Annotated in this window: 16 protein-coding genes; 13 read left to right on the top strand and 3 right to left on the bottom strand. The window is 47.5% G+C overall.

From position 1 onward, the window contains the following. Nucleotides 1–123 precede the first annotated feature (123 nt). From HXW94_RS01215 to HXW94_RS01200, 4 genes are all read left to right on the top strand, one after another. The gene (locus tag HXW94_RS01215) at nucleotides 124–681 is read left to right on the top strand and encodes a peptidoglycan endopeptidase (RefSeq protein WP_178365068.1); all 558 of its coding nucleotides are present in this window, start codon (nucleotides 124–126) and stop codon (nucleotides 679–681) included. A gap of 446 nt (nucleotides 682–1,127) precedes the next feature. Beyond that, the gene (locus HXW94_RS01210; RefSeq protein WP_178365067.1) at nucleotides 1,128–2,561 is read left to right on the top strand and encodes an FAD-binding oxidoreductase; all 1,434 of its coding nucleotides are present in this window, start codon (nucleotides 1,128–1,130) and stop codon (nucleotides 2,559–2,561) included. 24 nt (nucleotides 2,562–2,585) lie between these two features. Next, entirely contained in the window at nucleotides 2,586–3,536 is a 951-nt protein-coding gene (locus HXW94_RS01205; protein ID WP_178365066.1) for a hydrogenase iron-sulfur subunit, read from the top strand. Nucleotides 3,537–3,755: 219 nt separating this feature from the next. After that, nucleotides 3,756–5,003, top strand: coding sequence for a lactate racemase domain-containing protein (locus tag HXW94_RS01200; RefSeq protein WP_178365065.1), 1,248 nt, complete (start codon nucleotides 3,756–3,758; stop codon nucleotides 5,001–5,003). A 188-nt stretch (nucleotides 5,004–5,191) separates the two neighbouring features. On the opposite strand, the gene HXW94_RS01195 is transcribed toward HXW94_RS01200, so the two are convergent. Then, entirely contained in the window at nucleotides 5,192–5,782 is a 591-nt protein-coding gene (locus HXW94_RS01195) for a hypothetical protein (protein ID WP_178365064.1), read from the bottom strand. A gap of 6 nt (nucleotides 5,783–5,788) precedes the next feature. After that, nucleotides 5,789–7,213 carry a sigma-54 interaction domain-containing protein gene (locus HXW94_RS01190; protein ID WP_178365063.1) on the bottom strand — a complete coding sequence of 475 codons (1,425 nt, stop codon included), beginning with the start codon at nucleotides 7,211–7,213 and terminating at the stop codon, nucleotides 5,789–5,791. 363 nt (nucleotides 7,214–7,576) lie between these two features. Here HXW94_RS01190 and HXW94_RS01185 point away from each other — a divergent pair, with 363 nt between their 5' ends. From HXW94_RS01185 to HXW94_RS01160, 6 genes are all read left to right on the top strand, one after another. Then, a complete protein-coding gene (locus HXW94_RS01185) occupies nucleotides 7,577–7,738 on the top strand; it encodes a hypothetical protein (RefSeq protein ID WP_178365062.1) in 162 nt (53 codons plus the stop codon). Nucleotides 7,739–7,766: 28 nt separating this feature from the next. Further along, nucleotides 7,767–8,156 (top strand): S-adenosylmethionine decarboxylase, encoded by a 390-nt coding sequence (gene speD / locus HXW94_RS01180; protein WP_178365061.1) that lies wholly within the window; start codon nucleotides 7,767–7,769, stop codon nucleotides 8,154–8,156. A 10-nt stretch (nucleotides 8,157–8,166) separates the two neighbouring features. Then, a complete protein-coding gene (locus HXW94_RS01175) occupies nucleotides 8,167–9,123 on the top strand; it encodes a GNAT family N-acetyltransferase (protein WP_178365060.1) in 957 nt (318 codons plus the stop codon). After that, nucleotides 9,056–10,423 (top strand): ATP-grasp domain-containing protein, encoded by a 1,368-nt coding sequence (locus HXW94_RS01170; protein ID WP_246293678.1) that lies wholly within the window; start codon nucleotides 9,056–9,058, stop codon nucleotides 10,421–10,423. The genes HXW94_RS01175 and HXW94_RS01170 overlap by 68 nt, the downstream gene beginning before the upstream one ends. Continuing rightward, nucleotides 10,420–11,664 carry a diaminopimelate decarboxylase family protein gene (locus HXW94_RS01165; protein ID WP_246293677.1) on the top strand — a complete coding sequence of 415 codons (1,245 nt, stop codon included), beginning with the start codon at nucleotides 10,420–10,422 and terminating at the stop codon, nucleotides 11,662–11,664. Before HXW94_RS01170 ends, HXW94_RS01165 begins: the two co-directional genes overlap by 4 nt. Nucleotides 11,665–11,883: 219 nt before the next feature. Beyond that, on the top strand, nucleotides 11,884–12,354 hold the full coding sequence (locus HXW94_RS01160) for a universal stress protein (RefSeq protein WP_178365058.1): 471 nt from the start codon (nucleotides 11,884–11,886) through the stop codon (nucleotides 12,352–12,354). Nucleotides 12,355–12,646: 292 nt separating this feature from the next. On the opposite strand, the gene HXW94_RS01155 is transcribed toward HXW94_RS01160, so the two are convergent. After that, nucleotides 12,647–13,336 carry a superoxide dismutase gene (locus HXW94_RS01155; protein ID WP_178365057.1) on the bottom strand — a complete coding sequence of 230 codons (690 nt, stop codon included), beginning with the start codon at nucleotides 13,334–13,336 and terminating at the stop codon, nucleotides 12,647–12,649. Between the two features lie 344 nt (nucleotides 13,337–13,680). On the opposite strand from HXW94_RS01155, the gene HXW94_RS01150 reads away from it, so the two are divergent. Genes HXW94_RS01150 through HXW94_RS01140 form a run of 3 tightly spaced genes read left to right on the top strand, consistent with a single transcriptional unit; the run spans nucleotide 13,681 to nucleotide 16,498 of the window. Next, nucleotides 13,681–14,451: a DUF3450 domain-containing protein gene (locus tag HXW94_RS01150; protein WP_178365056.1), complete on the top strand. Its 771-nt coding sequence runs from the start codon at nucleotides 13,681–13,683 to the stop codon at nucleotides 14,449–14,451. Then, nucleotides 14,448–15,887, top strand: coding sequence for a MotA/TolQ/ExbB proton channel family protein (locus HXW94_RS01145; RefSeq protein WP_178365055.1), 1,440 nt, complete (start codon nucleotides 14,448–14,450; stop codon nucleotides 15,885–15,887). The genes HXW94_RS01150 and HXW94_RS01145 overlap by 4 nt, the downstream gene beginning before the upstream one ends. Next, nucleotides 15,887–16,498, top strand: coding sequence for a MotA/TolQ/ExbB proton channel family protein (locus HXW94_RS01140; RefSeq protein WP_178365054.1), 612 nt, complete (start codon nucleotides 15,887–15,889; stop codon nucleotides 16,496–16,498). Before HXW94_RS01145 ends, HXW94_RS01140 begins: the two co-directional genes overlap by 1 nt. The last annotated feature ends 5 nt before the right edge of the window (nucleotides 16,499–16,503 follow it).

Genomic DNA, 16,503 nt, shown 5'->3' with positions numbered 1-16,503 from the left:
GTTGAAAGGTAAGTCTAAAAACTTGATGATCGATAATCCAACTTTCTTTCTTGACGAAAGGTTTCAAAAACAGGTAGTGTAAACAAATATTTCGACCATATTTTACCGCCGTTTGGACACAAAATGAAAAGATCAACCATACATCTGATACTGGTTCTGATCTGGGCTGTTCCGACCCTGGCCAGTTACGCCCCCGGCTTAGAGGCACAGCGTTCCCAGAAGCCTGTGAAATCGTCACCTGCTGTACTTTTCCGTCAGTTTATCCCATCAATTGCGGAACAGTTCTTTGGTATGCCTGTTGTATTCGGCGGACGCCCTGAGCTGACAGGCAGCACGGACAATTCCTGGTTATTTTACTCTATTTTCACCGGGGCTGCAAAAAAAGCAGGGCTGAGATACAAGACCTTTATGCCCATGGATCTTTTACTGAGCAACACACACAGGATTAGAGCAGAGGAGGTTAAAAACGGAGACCTGATCGTGCTGAATAACAATTTTGCCGCCATGGTTTACCAAGTGGACCCCGGCGGCCGGATGCACTTTATCTATGCGTCAAAAAAAAGGGGGCAAGTTACGACGTTCAACAGCGATAATATAGTTTACTACGCATACTGGCTTGAGCACTTTAAAGGTTTTTTCAGAATCAATGAAGATCTGCTGATGCCGGCCCGGCATAAATGAGCCTTTAACTCGAGAGTATAGAAATTTCCATTCCCCAGCACCCAGCATCCAGCACCCAGCACCCAGCACCCAGCACCCATTTCAAACCATGCCATTTAAGAGATCAAGCAACTTAATATACGCGCGGACAACTAGATGCACGGATAACACTTGCATTTTATTCTACATTAAAGGTAGTATCCCAGGGCAGGAATTTAACCATGCAAACGACAGTGCCCCTTAAAAAAGTTATAAAAACAAATAAAAAAAGGAGGTTAGGTTATATTTATCAACACGAAAACTTGAATTTATAATCCAACTTTTTAGAAAAGTAAACACTTATTAATCCTGTAAATGTAAAGGGGATTGAATTTTTAAAACAGTTGTGAAAATATTAGCAAATTAACTTGAATAGAGACTTTTTAGACCCACTGGTTTTAACAATTTTCATCAGGAAAGGATATCAAATGAATACGGTCGATATCCCCAGGCTCAGGGAAATAGTCGGGGAAAAAAACATAAAGACAGATCCGCTTGACCTGTATGCTTACGGTGCAGACGCATCTGTTTACCATGCCTCACCATGGGTTATTGTCAGACCTGACAATACCGGTCAGGTTCAGAAACTAATGGCCTATGCCAATGATGCAAAAATACCAGTTGTCCCCAGGGGCGGCGGCTCAGGCATGTGCGGGCAGACTGTGGCGATCCAGGGCGGAATTCTTCTGGACATGAAGAACATGAACCGGATACTTGAAATCAACATGCCCGATGTTTACTGCCGGGTGGAACCGGGTGTGGTGGATGATGATCTCAATGCCGCACTTAAACCTTACGGGGTTTTCTATCCCCCGACACCGGCCTCTTCACGTATCGCCACCATCGGCGGCGAGATCGGCAATAATGCATCGGGTGTTCGGTCTGTAAAATACGGCGCTACCCGGGATGCGGTCATGGGCATGAAAGTGGTTCTGGCCAATGGCGACCTGGTCACTTTAGGTGCCCATACCCGGGTGGAAGCATCCGGTTACCAGCTTCACAAACTCATCGTGGGTTCCGAAGGCACCCTGGGGGTTGTGGTGGAAGCCATCATCGGCTTTGTACCCATTCCTGAATTCAGATGCCTGGGCGTTGCCAATTTTGACACGCTCAGGGATGCCGGCAATGCCATCGCCGACATCATGGCTTCGGGCACCATTCCCTCCATGCTGGAGTTGGTGGATGACGTTGCAATCAAAGCGGTAAACAAAACCATGAACTTAGGCCTTAAAGAAGTGGCCGCCTCCCTGCTTTTTGAAGCTGACGGTAAAGTTATGGAAGCCGTGGAGTACGAAGTTCAAAAAATGAAAGAGATCTGCGAAAAAAACAACGGTGCCGACCTCTGGTACAGCTTTGATGCCAAAGAGCGCGAACAGATCTTCATGGGCCGTAAAAAATTATTCCCTGCCCTGTCACAATTTGATACCAGTATGGCTTCCACATCCCTGGCGGACGATATGGCAGTGCCCTACTCCAAGATGGCGGATATGGCCGCAAAGATCCATGAAGCCGCCGAAAAGAACGGCATCGTTATGACGGCATACGGCCATTGCGGCTCCGGGTGCATGCACACCAAAATCATGATGGACACCAGCAAGAAAGAGCAGTGGGCGGGTGCCAAGCGAGCCATTGCCGAAATTTATGAATATGTAAATTCCATCCACGGCACCACCTCTGCTGAACACGGTATCGGTATTTCCAAAGCGGATGCCTTCAGGACGGAGAAAATGGATTCCTTAAAAATGATGGCTGCCGTTAAAGCGGCTCTGGACCCCAATAATATTCTCAATCCCGGCAAGCTGCAGCAGGCGCCGGAAGACTGGGTAACGGCAACGGATCTTAGATATGCGGTCAACAGCTGATAAAGGATAACAGGGATTATTGTTATGCAGACAGAAAAAACAAAATTTGAAAATCTAGAAAAATGGGAAGGCATGCTGGCCAAGTGCATCCGGTGCGGATACTGCTACGAGCACTGCCCCATGTTTAAATACACACGCTGGGAATCCGATGCCCCCAGGGCTAAAAACATTTTAGCCCACGGACTTTTAACCGGGGAAGTGGAATTAACACCGGCAGTTGCGGAAAAATCGTTCAATTGTTTTTTCTGCAAACGGTGCGAAGCCGCCTGTTCGTCCGGGGTTAAAATAACGGACATTATGCTGGACCTCAGAAGGGATCTGGTCAAACTGGGATACAATGGTCCGGGCACCACATCCATCACTGACCGTTCCTGTGCCAGATGCCTGCAGTGCGTCAGGGCCTGCCCCCATGATGCCCGGGAGTTTATTGACGGTGAGGGGATTGTCGTGGATCCGGTAAAATGCAAATCCTGCGGCATCTGTGTTGAAATCTGCCCCATTGAAGCGATCACCATCCCATTATCATTCGGCACCGACAAGGTTGAACTGGAGCAGAGAGCCGTTGAGTTCCTCCACTCCCGTGAATCCGCCAAGGTCATTATGTATGCCTGTAACTGGTCATACCATCCTGATATTCAGAATTCCAGACTGCCGGAATCGGAACTCGAAGAGAAGGAATATGAAATCCTGGTGAACTTGTGTGGCGGCCGTATTGATCAAAATCTGTTATTGACCCCGTTCCTTAATCAGGCATGGGGCGTTCTAGTGGGCGTTTGTCCGGATGGGGAATGTAATCATGACGGCAATGAAGCAGCCAAAAAACGGGTAAAAAGAATGAAGGAAACCCTTGAAAACCTTGATATAAATCCCGACAGAATCCATCTGGTTCAGATCCCTGCAGGCGACAAACAGTTGTGCCAGGCAGAAATTGATACCTTTATGGAAAAAATAAATCAGATGGGCCCCATACGCTAGACCCAAGCCTATACATAAATGGTCTTTTCGTCCAATGATGCGCTTAGGCTCTTCTTGGAACCCACGGCGGATAAGAATCTTAATCCCCGGAATATTTAATATATGCCGAAGATTTTAATTTTTATCCGCCGTGACCGTTAACGAAAACCCAATTATGACATGAAACTTAAAGGGACTCCGATATAAAATTGTTAAAATAACTCCAGGAAGGAGAACACAATGGCAAAAGTACAGATACCATATGGTAAGGAAAAAATTGACGTTGAAATTAATGACAATAACCTGCAAGGTGTATATTTTCCAAATGATGTAGAAAAAAGAGAATTTGCCTCTGAATTTTCTCAAAATTTGGAAAAAGCGAATTTTGCAAAGTTCATGGAAGGTGATGAGAGAGTCGTCTTTATCGTAAATGACGGAACTCGACCTACACCTACAGCAAAAGTACTTAAGGTTATTTATGATGATATAAAAGATAAAGATATCTATTTCATCATCGCGACTGGTGCGCATAGAGCCCCAAATGATGAAGAATTTGAATACATTTTCGGCAAAGAAATTTATGAAGACCTGAAAGCAAAAGACAGAATATGGTCACATGATTCCAAAAATGACGAGATGGTATATTTAGGCAAATCCACAAATGGTACTGAGATGTACCTGAATAAAATTGTGGCCGAAGCTAAAAAAACTATCGTTATCGGTTCTGTGGAACCTCACTATTTTGCCGGCTATACCGGCGGTAGAAAAGGCTTCTTACCTGGTGTGGCATCTTATGAAACCATAACGCAAAACCATAAATTAGCGTTGAATAAAAGCGCAAAAGCCCTTGCTTTAGATGGTAATCCCGTACATGAAGATATGATGGATGCCATGAATGTATTAAAAGATATTCAAGTGTTTTCCATTATGACTATTCTGGACAAAGACCATAATGTCTATGAAACCACATGTGGAGATCTTGTAGATTCATTTTATGATGCCATAGACAGTGCCAAAAAAGTGTTTTGTGTTGACATAGAAGAAAAAACCGACATTGTCATTTCTGTGGCGCCTTATCCAATGGATATAGATCTTTACCAGTCCCAAAAAGCCATAGACAATGGTAAGCTGGCCCTGAAAGAAGACGGTATCTTAATATTTGTATCACAATGTAGAATGGGCATCGGCGGAAAAACCTTCTTTGACCTGATGGCGTCTTGTGATACTCCCCAAGAGGTTCTTGATAAGATAAAAATTGAATACAAGTTAGGTTATCATAAAGCCGGTAAAATGGCTGAAATAAATACCTGGGCACAGACCTGGGGCGTTACTGAGCTACCGGAAGACGAGATAAAAGCGGTTCACATTAAACCCTTTGAAAGTGTAGAGGCGGCTTTGGAAAAAGCATTTGAAGAAAAAGGCAAAGATGCCAAAGTCACTGTACTCCCATTAGGTTCTCTTTCAGTGCCCAATATTTTAAAAAACTAAACAATCAGATTTTCGGACGCTGATGATAGAAAGGTTAGTCGCACAGAACGGCGTTACCGATAAATAATAAAGATTTAATTTTAAATAGCGGCGATGCAGGCAGCACCGCCGCTGTTTTTTCTGCCATAGAAAACCCCCTCGCACCCAATATCGTATTTTTTTATGTCATTTGAAAATCAATATCCCTACTAAGATATCCGCCGGATTAAAAGACTTTCACGCATCGGTATGGGCCCCAGACAGAAACGATTTACCTGTTCCTGAGCGGCCCAGTCCCGCCTTATTTTCAGATTGGCTGACCGGCCGTCCCCCTCATCAATCACCCGGGCCATCCCCTTCATGCCACGGATGAACTGCCTGCGGTATGAATCAAAGCAGTATATCCATGTTTCATCCATGGCCGTTACCATAAGATAATGTTCATCACGGAGAGTCAAAAGGATATTGCACAGCACCACCCCGCCCTCCGACAGGCAGGATTCAATCTGCCCACCCGGTTCCATGGAGACCTGTTCTTTTTCCAGAAACTGCGTGGCAACGGAAAAAGACTTCATCCGGTAAGAATTAAGCCAATTGCCCACCAGACGTACGGCATATTTACTGGTACCGCCAACACCGAACCGGGAGTCTCGTCCCACCGTATCAAGACAGTAAAGGTAAATATGCCGGATGACCATGGGGGGAATTTCCTTGCGTTGGAATAAAAAAGATATCGCATTGGTAATGGCTGTGGGTACACAGTCATATTCAGAAATCTGGTAGTTAAAGGGCGAATACATGAACACTTATCCTTTGGCTTTAAACGCAGCTTTATCCAGTCCCAGTTTTTTCATTTTGGCATACAGTCCCCTGGGATGAATACCTGCAATTTTTGCAGTCTCTCCAATTTTACCACGGGTTTTATTCAGCACCATAGTCAGATACAAAGCTTCCACCTGGTCACACACGGCGTCCCGGACCTGGGGCAGAGTCATGGACGCCCATTCCCGGGGCAGGGAAAGTTCCGATGAACCACCACCGCCTATCTGGACGGCTTTGGGTTTATGGAAAACCGAAGGCAACTCTGCCAGGGTAATCATATCCGACTTGCACAGCAGAACAGCCCGTTCAATCACATTCATCAGTTCCCGAATATTTCCCGGCCAGTGGTAGTTGCACAGAGCCTCCATGGCCGGCGGGGAAAATCGTTTGAGATTTCTGCCGAATTTCTGCCGGTTCATGGTCAGAAAATGGGTGGTCAATGAAGGGATATCCTCTTTACGCCTTCTCAACGGGAGAAGTGTTAATGAAATCACCCCGAGCCGGTAATAAAGATCTTTTCGAAAAGTTCCTTTTTCAATTTCTTCCTCAAGATTTTTGTTGGTGGCCGCAATCACCCGGACATCCACCCATACCGGGTTTTCACCGCCCACCGGCGTAAATTCGAGTTCCTGCAGTACCCGGAGCAGTTTGGTCTGCATCTGCAGGGGCATCTCGCCGATTTCATCCAGAAAAATAGTGCCGCCATGGGCAAGTTCAAATGCGCCGCGCCGGGAGCGTACCGCCCCGGTAAAGGCACCCTGTTCATGCCCGAACAGTTCGCTTTCCATCAGCTGTTCCGGAATGGCGGCCATATTGATGGCAATGAACGGACCTGTGGATCTGTGGCTGTCTGCATGGATGGCCTTGGACAGATGCTCCTTGCCCACACCGGTCTCACCAAGCAGCAATATGGTGGCGTCACTGGACACCACCTGACGGGTTTCATCCAGAAACACCTGCATATCCCGGCTGTTCGAGGCAAAATCGTTAAGCCGGGGCAGAAAACGTCCCCGCCGGTCAAACCGTTCCGCATAATAGAATTGACGGCGTGATTCCAGGGTGGTTTCAAGGGCTTCTAAAAGGCTCTCCACCGGGATACCGGAATAAAGCACCACATCAACCCCCGCAGCCAGAAGATTGGCATGCTCTTCCAGGGACTCCCGATTATGCAGCACGATGGTCATGGGCGCTTCGGGCAATTCATTGAGCAGGGAAATACTTGATTCAACCGGCTTAGGAATCGCGGGACTGCTGACAATAAACACGTCGGCGCAGCTTCTGGCAAGGGCTTGCCAGGAAAGGGTGCTGGGTTTAAAAAACTGGAGCTGAACATCCTGTTCCGCCAGTCTGTTCGCAAGCGCAGTGCGTATTTTTGTCTCTTTAACGGCACATGCCAACCGAATCAGCATAAAATATTATCCAATTTCAGTAAATTGTTACTGTTTTATAGAACATCCTGAAGTATATAAAAACACTTAAAAACAAGCAATATATAATTACATCAAGTTTCAAATTATGATGTACTATACTATTCCATTTCAAAAATATGGCTAAAAATTACCAATTTCATGATAAAACGCCGACATTCTTATATTTAAGTAATTATTTTCTGAAAAAAAACACCATGCAGATTACATAAAAAACCTAACCACTTGAATTTAATCACGTTTATTTTTTTGTGAATTTGGCACACTGATTGCTGTAGCGTAGAAAAACAGGAAATTAATCCCCGGCCAAAACAGCCGGCCCAAAACCAAAGAGGAAAGGAAGTCATGACCAGGGAAAAATTCAGCCGAAACAAAAGCAAGAGCCCGAAATTCAAAGAGAGTTACGACGAGGACTATGACTGGGAAGATCAGAAAGAAGACCGAAAACGCCGAAAAAAAATGAACAAACAACCCAAACGACCGCCCGATACCAAAAATAAATGGTAACAGACTCAAATCTAAAGGAAAAAAAACAATGAGCGTTGCAAAAGTAATAAAACTTGACACCGCCCCTGATGTATGGGGTATTGCCTCCGCCATCGACATCTATGACTGCGATCCTGAAAAAATCAGAGATGCTGAACTGATCAAATGTTTTGTTGCGCAACTGTGTGACCTGATTGAAATGAAGCGCTTCGGCGAAACCCAGGTGGTTCATTTTGGTGAGGATGAAAAGGTTGCGGGATTTTCAATGGTCCAACTCATCGAAACCTCACTGATATCCGCCCATTTTGCCAATCAGAGCAATACCACCTACCTGGATGTATTTTCATGCAAGGTCTACGACCCTGAAGTGGCCCGGGAATTTTCCCAGAACTATTTCGGCGGTAAAACGTCCCGGCTCAACGTCACTTACCGGCATTAGGTTGATACCGATGAAATCCATTCGTATTACAGATCCGGAATGTTGCCGACAGGCCTGGGAAAAATACTGGCCGGTCCAGGACATATTTGATCTTTGGGCCGTCAGACAATGTTTTAACGCCGCATATAAAAGACCTTTAAGCTTCCATCTCATCGAAGACAAGGGCCGTGTTGTGGGTTTTCTTCCATTAAGTCTGGTTGAAGAAACCGGCGAATACGTATTTTTTCCCGGCGAAACCTGGAAAGGCAAAACGTGGCTGGAGCAAAACCGGATCATAGCCGAATCCCCGGAAGTGTTCAACGCATTGTGCGACTGTGTACCAGGCCCTGTAAACTTAAGATACCTGCGCCGAAGCCCGTTGCTGGACAGCCTGGAACAGGTGAAACCGGATGAAACCGGATACCTGTTTTATCCCCGGATTTATGATTTTTCCATGGACAATTTCCGGCAGGCATTTCCCGGAAAAACCAGAAAAAAACTCAAGGCGGATGTAAAAAAGTTTGAAGTCAGGCAACTGATCTGGCGGTACAATCACCTGCCGGATATAGCCGAACTGTTCCGTTTGAACATGGCAGCCTTTACATCGGATTCCTACTTCAGCGATGCGCGGTTTTACCGGTCTTTTGAACGGTTTGCAGCGTATCTGCGGGATATGGGCATGCTCAGGATGACCACCGCCATTGTTGACGGAAAAATTGCAGCCGTGGACATGGGTTCTGTTTTTAACAACACCTACACGGTTGTGGCCGGGGGCACCCACCGCGATTTTGGCGGTATTGCCAAGGTGATCAACCTGCACCATCTTGAATGGGCCTGCCATAACCGGATGGAAGCCGTGGATTTTCTGTGCGGCAGTTTTAACTGGAAAGAACGGTTTCGCCTAAGCCCCAGACCGTCATATGAGATTCACACCCAGCCAGGCACAGCTGTTTTCCATGGGAGCCGTTATGGGCAAAAAGCTGTCTGAGCCTCAAAAAAATCGAGTGCTGGTGGTGGGCACCACATCCGATTACATTGAATGGATCAGAAAAATCCGTCCCGGACAGGTACTTTTTCTGACAGAACCAAAGGTTCGTCAGAATGCAACCGAACCCTGTCCGGACAGCGGAGAGGAAATTTTATGCCCCATCTGCGATATTGACGCTGCAATTCAGGCATTAGACCACCACCAAAAAGCCTTCGGGGTTACCTTTTCCGGCATTGCCTGCTTTGATTGCGAATCCATGGAGACCACATCCATTTTGGCAGAAAAGATGGGGTTGCCCTACCCCGATCTTGGGGCGGTCCGGCAGAGCAGGGATAAATTTGTTTCAAAACAGGTGTGGAGGAAAAACCGGATTTCTTGTCCCCAAACCTGCCCGGTCAACACCAAAATGGAGGTATTGAACTTCCTGGACCAGGTACCGGCAGGCATTGTCCTTAAACCCTTCTGCGGTTCCGGCAGTGAACTTGTATTCAAATGCGTCACCCGAAGACAGTGTGATACCGCGTTCAATGCGGTAGCAGACGGACTTTCTGCACGGACCGGAAGTTCATTGTTTAAACCCACGGATGCCGGCACATACCAGATGCTGGCCGAGGAGTGGGTGGGCGGCCCTGAATTTTCCTGTGATTTTCTCATGGAAAAAGACCGGGCCGTTATCCTGCGCAAAACCCGGAAAATAAAGGTGGACAGCCAGCCCTTCGGCACCATTTCCGGATATGCAATCTGCCCGGAAAACGATAATGATAAAAAAATGCCGTCCAATGAAATACTTTCAGACCTGTTCCACAGGGCAGCCAGGGCACTGGGAATTAAAACGGGCGTTTGCATGGTGGATTTTATTCTAAGAAACAAAACCCCCGTACTCATAGAGATGACCCCGCGGCCCGGCGGAGACTGTCTGCCCTTTCTGCTCAAGGAAGCCGGCAACATCGACATCCTTGGACTGACCCTGGATGCGGCGCAAGGCGTTGCCTGGAAAAATGAAAAAAAAGGGCTGTACCGTCCCCTGGTGGCGTTCCGCATCCATGCCCGCAAAAATGGGGTATTAAAACGCATCAACACGACCGCCGTGGAAAAAGACAAGCGGGTAAAAAAAATACACTTGATCCACCCTCCGGGGCACAAGGTGACGATGCCGCCCCAGGATTATGATTCATGGCTTATAGGGCACATGATCATAGAACCCAACAGACGCAGATTTTTTGAGACAGAGTGCCTGTTGCTCGCCAAATGTATCGACATTGAAATGGATGAGACATGCTCACAGCCAATACACATATGACAGGAGCAAATTCGCTTCTGCCCAAGGAAAAAATAATTGCGTTCATAACCCCATACTTAAAAAATAAGGGGATGTACCTGGATATAGCCAAGGCCTTCGGGTCTCCCCTGTATGTTCTGGAAACCGATGTCCTGGCAAGAAAGGCAGCCCGGTTCAGGGCGGCATTCAGCCGGCATCTGCCGGAAACCGCCTTTTTTTACGCCATGAAAAGCAACAACCTGCCCCATCTTTCCGGGCATCTGCTCAAACACGGATTCGGACTGGATGTATCCAGCGGCGTGGAACTGTCAGTGGCCCTGGAGCTGGGCGCATCATCCATTATTTTCAGCGGGCCTGGCAAAACCATCCAGGAACTGGCACTTGCGGCCCGGTACCCGGACCGGGTGGTGATTCTCCTGGACAGTATTGGAGAGGCAAAACGACTGGCATCCGTGCTTGAAGAAAAGCAGAAGCGCATGCCCGTAGGGCTGCGGCTGAACAACAACCCTGAAGGCCTGTGGCGCAAATTCGGTGTGCTGCCGGAAAACCTGTTATCTGCGTTCGAAGACATTCAGGCGTTTGGCCGGCTGGATTTCCAGGGACTACAGTTCCACGCCTCCTGGAATCTCAACCCGGACAGACAGGCTGCATTTATTAAAAAACTGGGACAAATCCTTTCCACCATGCCAAAACAGTTCCTGGATGCCGTTAAATTCATTGATATCGGCGGCGGCTACTGGCCTGCCCAGGGGGAGTGGCTTTTATCGGATGTACCCCAGGGCTATATTATTGACCCGGGTGTCTCCATTGATCTGTTTGCAAAAGAGCTGTCAAATGCCATTAAAGAGTACATTCTGCCTTTGATCCAATGCCGGATCTGTTTTGAGCCGGGCCGCTGGATCTGCAATGAGGCCATGCACATCCTCATCCAGGTGGTGGACTGCAAGGATAAGGACCTGGTCATCACCGATGCCGGGGGTAACACTGTGGGTTGGGAACGGTATGAAACCGATTACTGCCCGGTACTCAATTTAACCCGACCCGGCTTGTCCGAAAAAAAATGCCGTATTCTGGGCTCTCTCTGCACCCCCCATGATGTCTGGGGATATACCTATTTCGGTTCAGCCATCAAAGAGAATGACATTCTCATGATTCCGGCCCAGGGAGCCTACACCTACAGCCTTCGCCAGCAATTCATCAAACCCATTCCCCGGGTCGCGGTCAAGGAAAACAGCAACCGCTATTTTCTTCTTCCCGAATAAAAAGAACCATGGAAAACATAAGTCAGGTCATATTTTTTGAAAAAAGCATTGCGCAAAAACAGCAGGGTCTGATAACTTAATAGTCAAGTATTTTGGGCCTTTTGAATTTGGCTGTTCAAAATATCAAAAAGCACTAAAATGCTTCCATTAGATTTCAAATGTCACATTTTTAAAAAAAAAATTAAGATCTTCGAGTAATTCTAAAAAGGAGAAAAGCCCATGACTTCCAAAATCCTGATTCCCTTTGACGAAACTGAATGCGCTCAAAATACCGTTACCTATGTTGCGCAAAACCTGAACAAGGAGGATGAGGTCACACTGTTTCATGTGGTGCCGGATACTGCGGCAGCCTGTGGGCTCAACAGCCCCAGTCTCACGCCCTATTTTGAAGCAGAACGCAATGCGTTCTGCCGGATGGAGGAAAAGCGCGAAAAAATGATTCGGGAGAGCCTTGACGCCGCAAGGAATGAATTAATCAATGCCGGGTTTGCCAACGATAAGGTTTATATAAAAACTCAGCCCCAGGGCAAAAAGATTTCCGATGACATTATACACGAGGCACAAAAAGGAAAATACAATACGGTTGCCATGGGACGAAGTTCGACCTCAGGTCTGAAAGAATTTTTTATCGGCAGCAATGCTTCGCGGGTAATGCATGCCTTGAACATCCCAGTGATTATCGTTGACTGAAGAAAAAATGGAACTTGATAGTCAAGTGGAAAGATGATGCACCGCCTGAGTTTTCCAGTATCGGCGATTTACAACGAAATCGTCAAGATTCAGGCGGCTTACATATCTTAAATTAGCGCCCTTTGGGCGGACTGTTAGGTGCTGGGTATTGGGTGCTGGGTATTGGGTATTGGGTATTGGGTGCTGGGTATTGGGTGCTGGAGAATGGAAATTCCTATACTATTGAATTAAATGGATTCGGGCCGGCTTTCCAGGACAAGCGCCTGTCATTTACCGGCCGTATAATTATCTTCTACCCGACCAGATTGGTTTCTACAAACTCCCAGTTGACCAGATATGCCAGATATGCATCGACATATTCCGCTCTCCGGTTCTGATAATCCAGATAATATGCATGTTCCCATACGTCAATGGTAAGAAGCGGTATCAGGCCCTCAGCAATTGGTGTATCAGCGTTTGCGGTTTTGATAATTTTCAGCGTATCACCGTCTTTGACCAGCCATGCCCAGCCGCTGCCGAACTGGGAGAGTGCTGCGGATGCAAAGTTTTTTTTGAATGCGTCATAACTGCCGAAGTCCGCTTTGATTTTTTCGGCAACGATACCGGCAGGCGCACCGCCGCCGCCCGGTTTCATGCTGCTCCAATAAAAGGTGTGATTGAAAACCTGGGCGGCATTATTAAAAATACCAGTCTCACCGGCGCTGCCGCGGGTTTTCTGAATAATCGCCTCAAGGCCTAGGTTGGCGTAAGCGGTTCCTTTGATCATCCGGTTCACTTTTTTTACATACCCGGAATGATGCTTCCCGTAATGAAAACGAATTGTTTCTTCCGAAATATACGGTTCAAGGGCATCGGCTCTATATGGCAACGGCGGCAGTTTTATCGTCCCATTTCCAGATCCGGCACAGCTGATACCGACCATCTGCAACAACGCCAGGCTACCCGCACCGGCTGAAAGTTTTAAAAATTTTCTTCTGTCCATTCGCCCCTCCTTTTTTTAAGTTTTGAAACTATGAAGGATGCCTAATTCTACTATTTTTTAATTTTTCTTGACCATATTAGGCTCCGGGCTTTAATCTTGTCAATAAAAATTTGATGATCGTGAATATCCGTCATTGACAACAAAAAATCAATATGATTTAAAGGGCGGAATGCGTCAAGAAGGCGCATTCGACAAATTGTTATTTAGTAAATATAAAGTAAACTAAAGCCAAGAAGGTAAGCGCATCGGAATTTTCGATACAACCATCCTTTTTGGCTTTTTTTATTTTTTATTGAATTCGTTTTTACTCAAGATATTAGTTTTAATGAAAACAGGAGAAATCAATGAACAAAGGCAAAATAATCATGCAGATCTTCTTATTACTGACAATGTCATGGTCCTATGATGCCCTGGCAGGGAAGGTGGAAAAAGAGATCGAAGCCCCTGTTCATGAGGCTGTGGGAATTGAACAGAAAACCCAGGCCCGGGAAGTGAATTGGCGCACTGAAAAAGAAAAAAAGAGATTGGCGTTCGAAGCCCTGGAAAAAGAACTGGCCATGCTGGAAAAGGAACGAAACACTGAAGCTGCCCGGAGAACCGCCCTGATTGCAAACATAAGCCGGAAAATGAAGCAGCTGGAGGACATTGCCGAAATCGAGGGCCGGATGTCTCCCTTTCTTTGCGAGTTATTAGACAAAATTAAAACGTTAAACGCCCGCGATCTACCCTTTTTACAGGAGGAACGTCAAAAAAGGATTCAGGCCCTTGAAGAATTAAACACCAATCCCCAAGTCCCGGTAAGCGAAAAATTCAGAAAAATGATGGAAGCCCTTTTGGTGGAAACCGAATACGGCACATCCATCGAAGTTTATCAACAGACGATTCCCCTCTCCGGAGAAGAGACCCTGGTCAACATCTTCAGACTGGGCCGGCTGCGCCTTTTTTATCAGACCCTGGACAAACAGCAATGTGGATTCTTCAACCCGGCCCAAAAGGTATGGGAACCTTTGGAGGACACCTATCTTAAAACCATTCAGGCCGCCATAGACATGGGCTTAAAGCGCAAACCTGTTGAAATTTTAACCCTGCCTTTAGGAAGGATCATGGTCCAATGAAACGCACCCCCAAATATACAATAATCGCTGCTGTGCTGGGTGTCATGATGCTTTTCAGCCGGCCGGTATCGGCAAAGGATATGCGGGAAATTCGCATCGAAGCCCGGAAAATTGAAGAATCCATGAAACAAAAGGCGGCGGCTGAATTGTCCGCCACCCAAAAGGCGGCCAGGGAAAGCCGTCGGCAGATTTTGGCGGACAGGTCCCGTCTGGACCAAGCCATTGCGGATTTAAAGCAACGGATTACAGTCGTTGATGTTGAACTCAAAGCCCTTAAATCTGAAAATCAAGATCTGACCACACAGGACAGCCAACTGGCCGCAAAACTGGATGAAGCCCAGGGCACGATTCAGGAACTATCCGGCGTCATCCGCATGAATGCCAAAGACATCCGTTCCCTTCTGAATAACAGCTTTCTTACGGGGGTGTATCCCCCGGATACCCAATTTTTATCCTTGATTACAGATAATTCCGTTATTCCCGGGATGGATCAAATCAAAGCCATGTCTAATCTGCTTTTTGACCGGATTGACCAAGGCGGTTCCGTCTGCCTGGAAACCGGTACAATCGTTAATCGCGAAGGGAAATCCCAAGAGAGCCGGCTTCTGATTATCGGTGCGTTCACAGCGGCATACCGGCTGGCCGGGGAAACCGGATTTCTCAACTACGCCCATGGAGAAAAAAAACTGTACGCCCTGTCCAAATTGCCGGCTCCGACCCTGCAGAAAAAACTCACCCGGTACATGGATGGAAAAACGGATGCCGTCCCCATGGACATTTCCAGGGGCGGGGCATTGAATCAGCTTATTCACAACTTAAGCCTGATGGATCAGATTCCCAAAGGCGGACCCATTATCTGGCCCATTCTGGCCATTCTGGGATTGGGTGTACTGATCACCCTGGAACGGATTTTTTTCCTTTTGCGTCGAAAAATCAGGCTTGAGACCGTGTGCCGCAGGATCGAAACCCAGGCCAAAGCCCGGAATTGGGATGCGTGTGCCGCAACTTGCGACCAGTATCATAAAAATCCGGTTATCCGGGTTATCCGCTCGGGGGTTGACAGCCGGAATCTTCCCAGGGAAGATATGGAAAATGCGGTCCAGGAAGCTATCCTTAAAGAGATCCCCCCCATGGAACGTTTTTTGTCCACCATGAGTATGCTGGCAGCCATTGCACCCCTGTTAGGGCTGTTAGGGACGGTTACCGGTATGATCGACACCTTTCATGTCATCACCATGCACGGCACAGGCGATCCGCGAATGATGTCCGGCGGCATTTCCGAAGCCCTGGTGACCACCATGCTGGGCCTGTCCGTCGCCATTCCCATTATGCTCTCCCACACCCTTTTGAACCGGGCCGTGGAAAACTGTGTGGGGATGATGGAGGAAAAGGCCGTGGCACTGATCAATATCGTTCAAAAATTCAAGGGGGCCTGATGCCGCGCTTTCTTCAGGAGAACCTTGAACTTATGACGGACCTGATCCGGGCCGGCGGCGTGGTCATGGTGCCCCTGATCATCTTAAGTCTTGTCATGTGGCTGTTGATTCTCGAACGGGCCTTTTTTTTCAGACGGCTCTACAAAAAAAACATGAACAGCAGCACCGCCCTCTCCCTGGTTCGTGAGAACTCCCTGCCTGATCCCAAAATGTACTGCGGAGCCGTCAGTCTCCTGGTCACGGAGTTCATCCGGAACCGCTCCGGTTCCGTCCAGCTGGACCGCCACCTTCTGGATGCCGCAGTGGCCCGGATCAATCGACGGATGACCCGGTCCCTGGCGGTGATCGGGGTGCTGGCAGCCATGGCACCGCTCATGGGACTGCTTGGCACCGTCACCGGTATGATCACCACCTTTGACGTTCTGGCCATTTTCGGCACAGGCAATGCCAAAGCCATGGCCGGCGGTATCTCGGAATCCCTCATCACCACCCAGACCGGGCTTATTGTGGCCATTCCAGGACTTTACATGAAAGGGTTTCTGGACCGGCGGGCCGAACATTTAAGCCAACGCATCCAGCGGATGGGCTTATACCTGAAAAGGCATCTATAGGAGAG

Source organism: Desulfobacter latus, from assembly GCF_013389365.1.
Lineage (GTDB): Bacteria > Desulfobacterota > Desulfobacteria > Desulfobacterales > Desulfobacteraceae > Desulfobacter > Desulfobacter latus.
The sequence above is the reverse complement of the archived record's forward strand: the minus strand, read 5'-3'. Positions and strand labels throughout refer to the sequence as shown.

Excerpts from the sequence above, each read along its gene's own strand:
- HXW94_RS01215 (WP_178365068.1), top strand. The coding sequence starts at position 124 with ATGAAAAGATCAACCATACATCTGATACTGGTTCTGATCTGGGCTGTT.
- HXW94_RS01210 (WP_178365067.1), top strand. The coding sequence starts at position 1,128 with ATGAATACGGTCGATATCCCCAGGCTCAGGGAAATAGTCGGGGAAAAA.
- HXW94_RS01205 (WP_178365066.1), top strand. The coding sequence starts at position 2,586 with ATGCAGACAGAAAAAACAAAATTTGAAAATCTAGAAAAATGGGAAGGC.
- HXW94_RS01200 (WP_178365065.1), top strand. The coding sequence starts at position 3,756 with ATGGCAAAAGTACAGATACCATATGGTAAGGAAAAAATTGACGTTGAA.
- HXW94_RS01195 (WP_178365064.1), bottom strand. The coding sequence starts at position 5,782 with ATGTATTCGCCCTTTAACTACCAGATTTCTGAATATGACTGTGTACCC.
- HXW94_RS01190 (WP_178365063.1), bottom strand. The coding sequence starts at position 7,213 with ATGCTGATTCGGTTGGCATGTGCCGTTAAAGAGACAAAAATACGCACT.
- HXW94_RS01185 (WP_178365062.1), top strand. The coding sequence starts at position 7,577 with ATGACCAGGGAAAAATTCAGCCGAAACAAAAGCAAGAGCCCGAAATTC.
- speD (WP_178365061.1), top strand. The coding sequence starts at position 7,767 with ATGAGCGTTGCAAAAGTAATAAAACTTGACACCGCCCCTGATGTATGG.
- HXW94_RS01175 (WP_178365060.1), top strand. The coding sequence starts at position 8,167 with ATGAAATCCATTCGTATTACAGATCCGGAATGTTGCCGACAGGCCTGG.
- HXW94_RS01170 (WP_246293678.1), top strand. The coding sequence starts at position 9,056 with ATGAGATTCACACCCAGCCAGGCACAGCTGTTTTCCATGGGAGCCGTT.
- HXW94_RS01165 (WP_246293677.1), top strand. The coding sequence starts at position 10,420 with ATGACAGGAGCAAATTCGCTTCTGCCCAAGGAAAAAATAATTGCGTTC.
- HXW94_RS01160 (WP_178365058.1), top strand. The coding sequence starts at position 11,884 with ATGACTTCCAAAATCCTGATTCCCTTTGACGAAACTGAATGCGCTCAA.
- HXW94_RS01155 (WP_178365057.1), bottom strand. The coding sequence starts at position 13,336 with ATGGACAGAAGAAAATTTTTAAAACTTTCAGCCGGTGCGGGTAGCCTG.
- HXW94_RS01150 (WP_178365056.1), top strand. The coding sequence starts at position 13,681 with ATGAACAAAGGCAAAATAATCATGCAGATCTTCTTATTACTGACAATG.
- HXW94_RS01145 (WP_178365055.1), top strand. The coding sequence starts at position 14,448 with ATGAAACGCACCCCCAAATATACAATAATCGCTGCTGTGCTGGGTGTC.
- HXW94_RS01140 (WP_178365054.1), top strand. The coding sequence starts at position 15,887 with ATGCCGCGCTTTCTTCAGGAGAACCTTGAACTTATGACGGACCTGATC.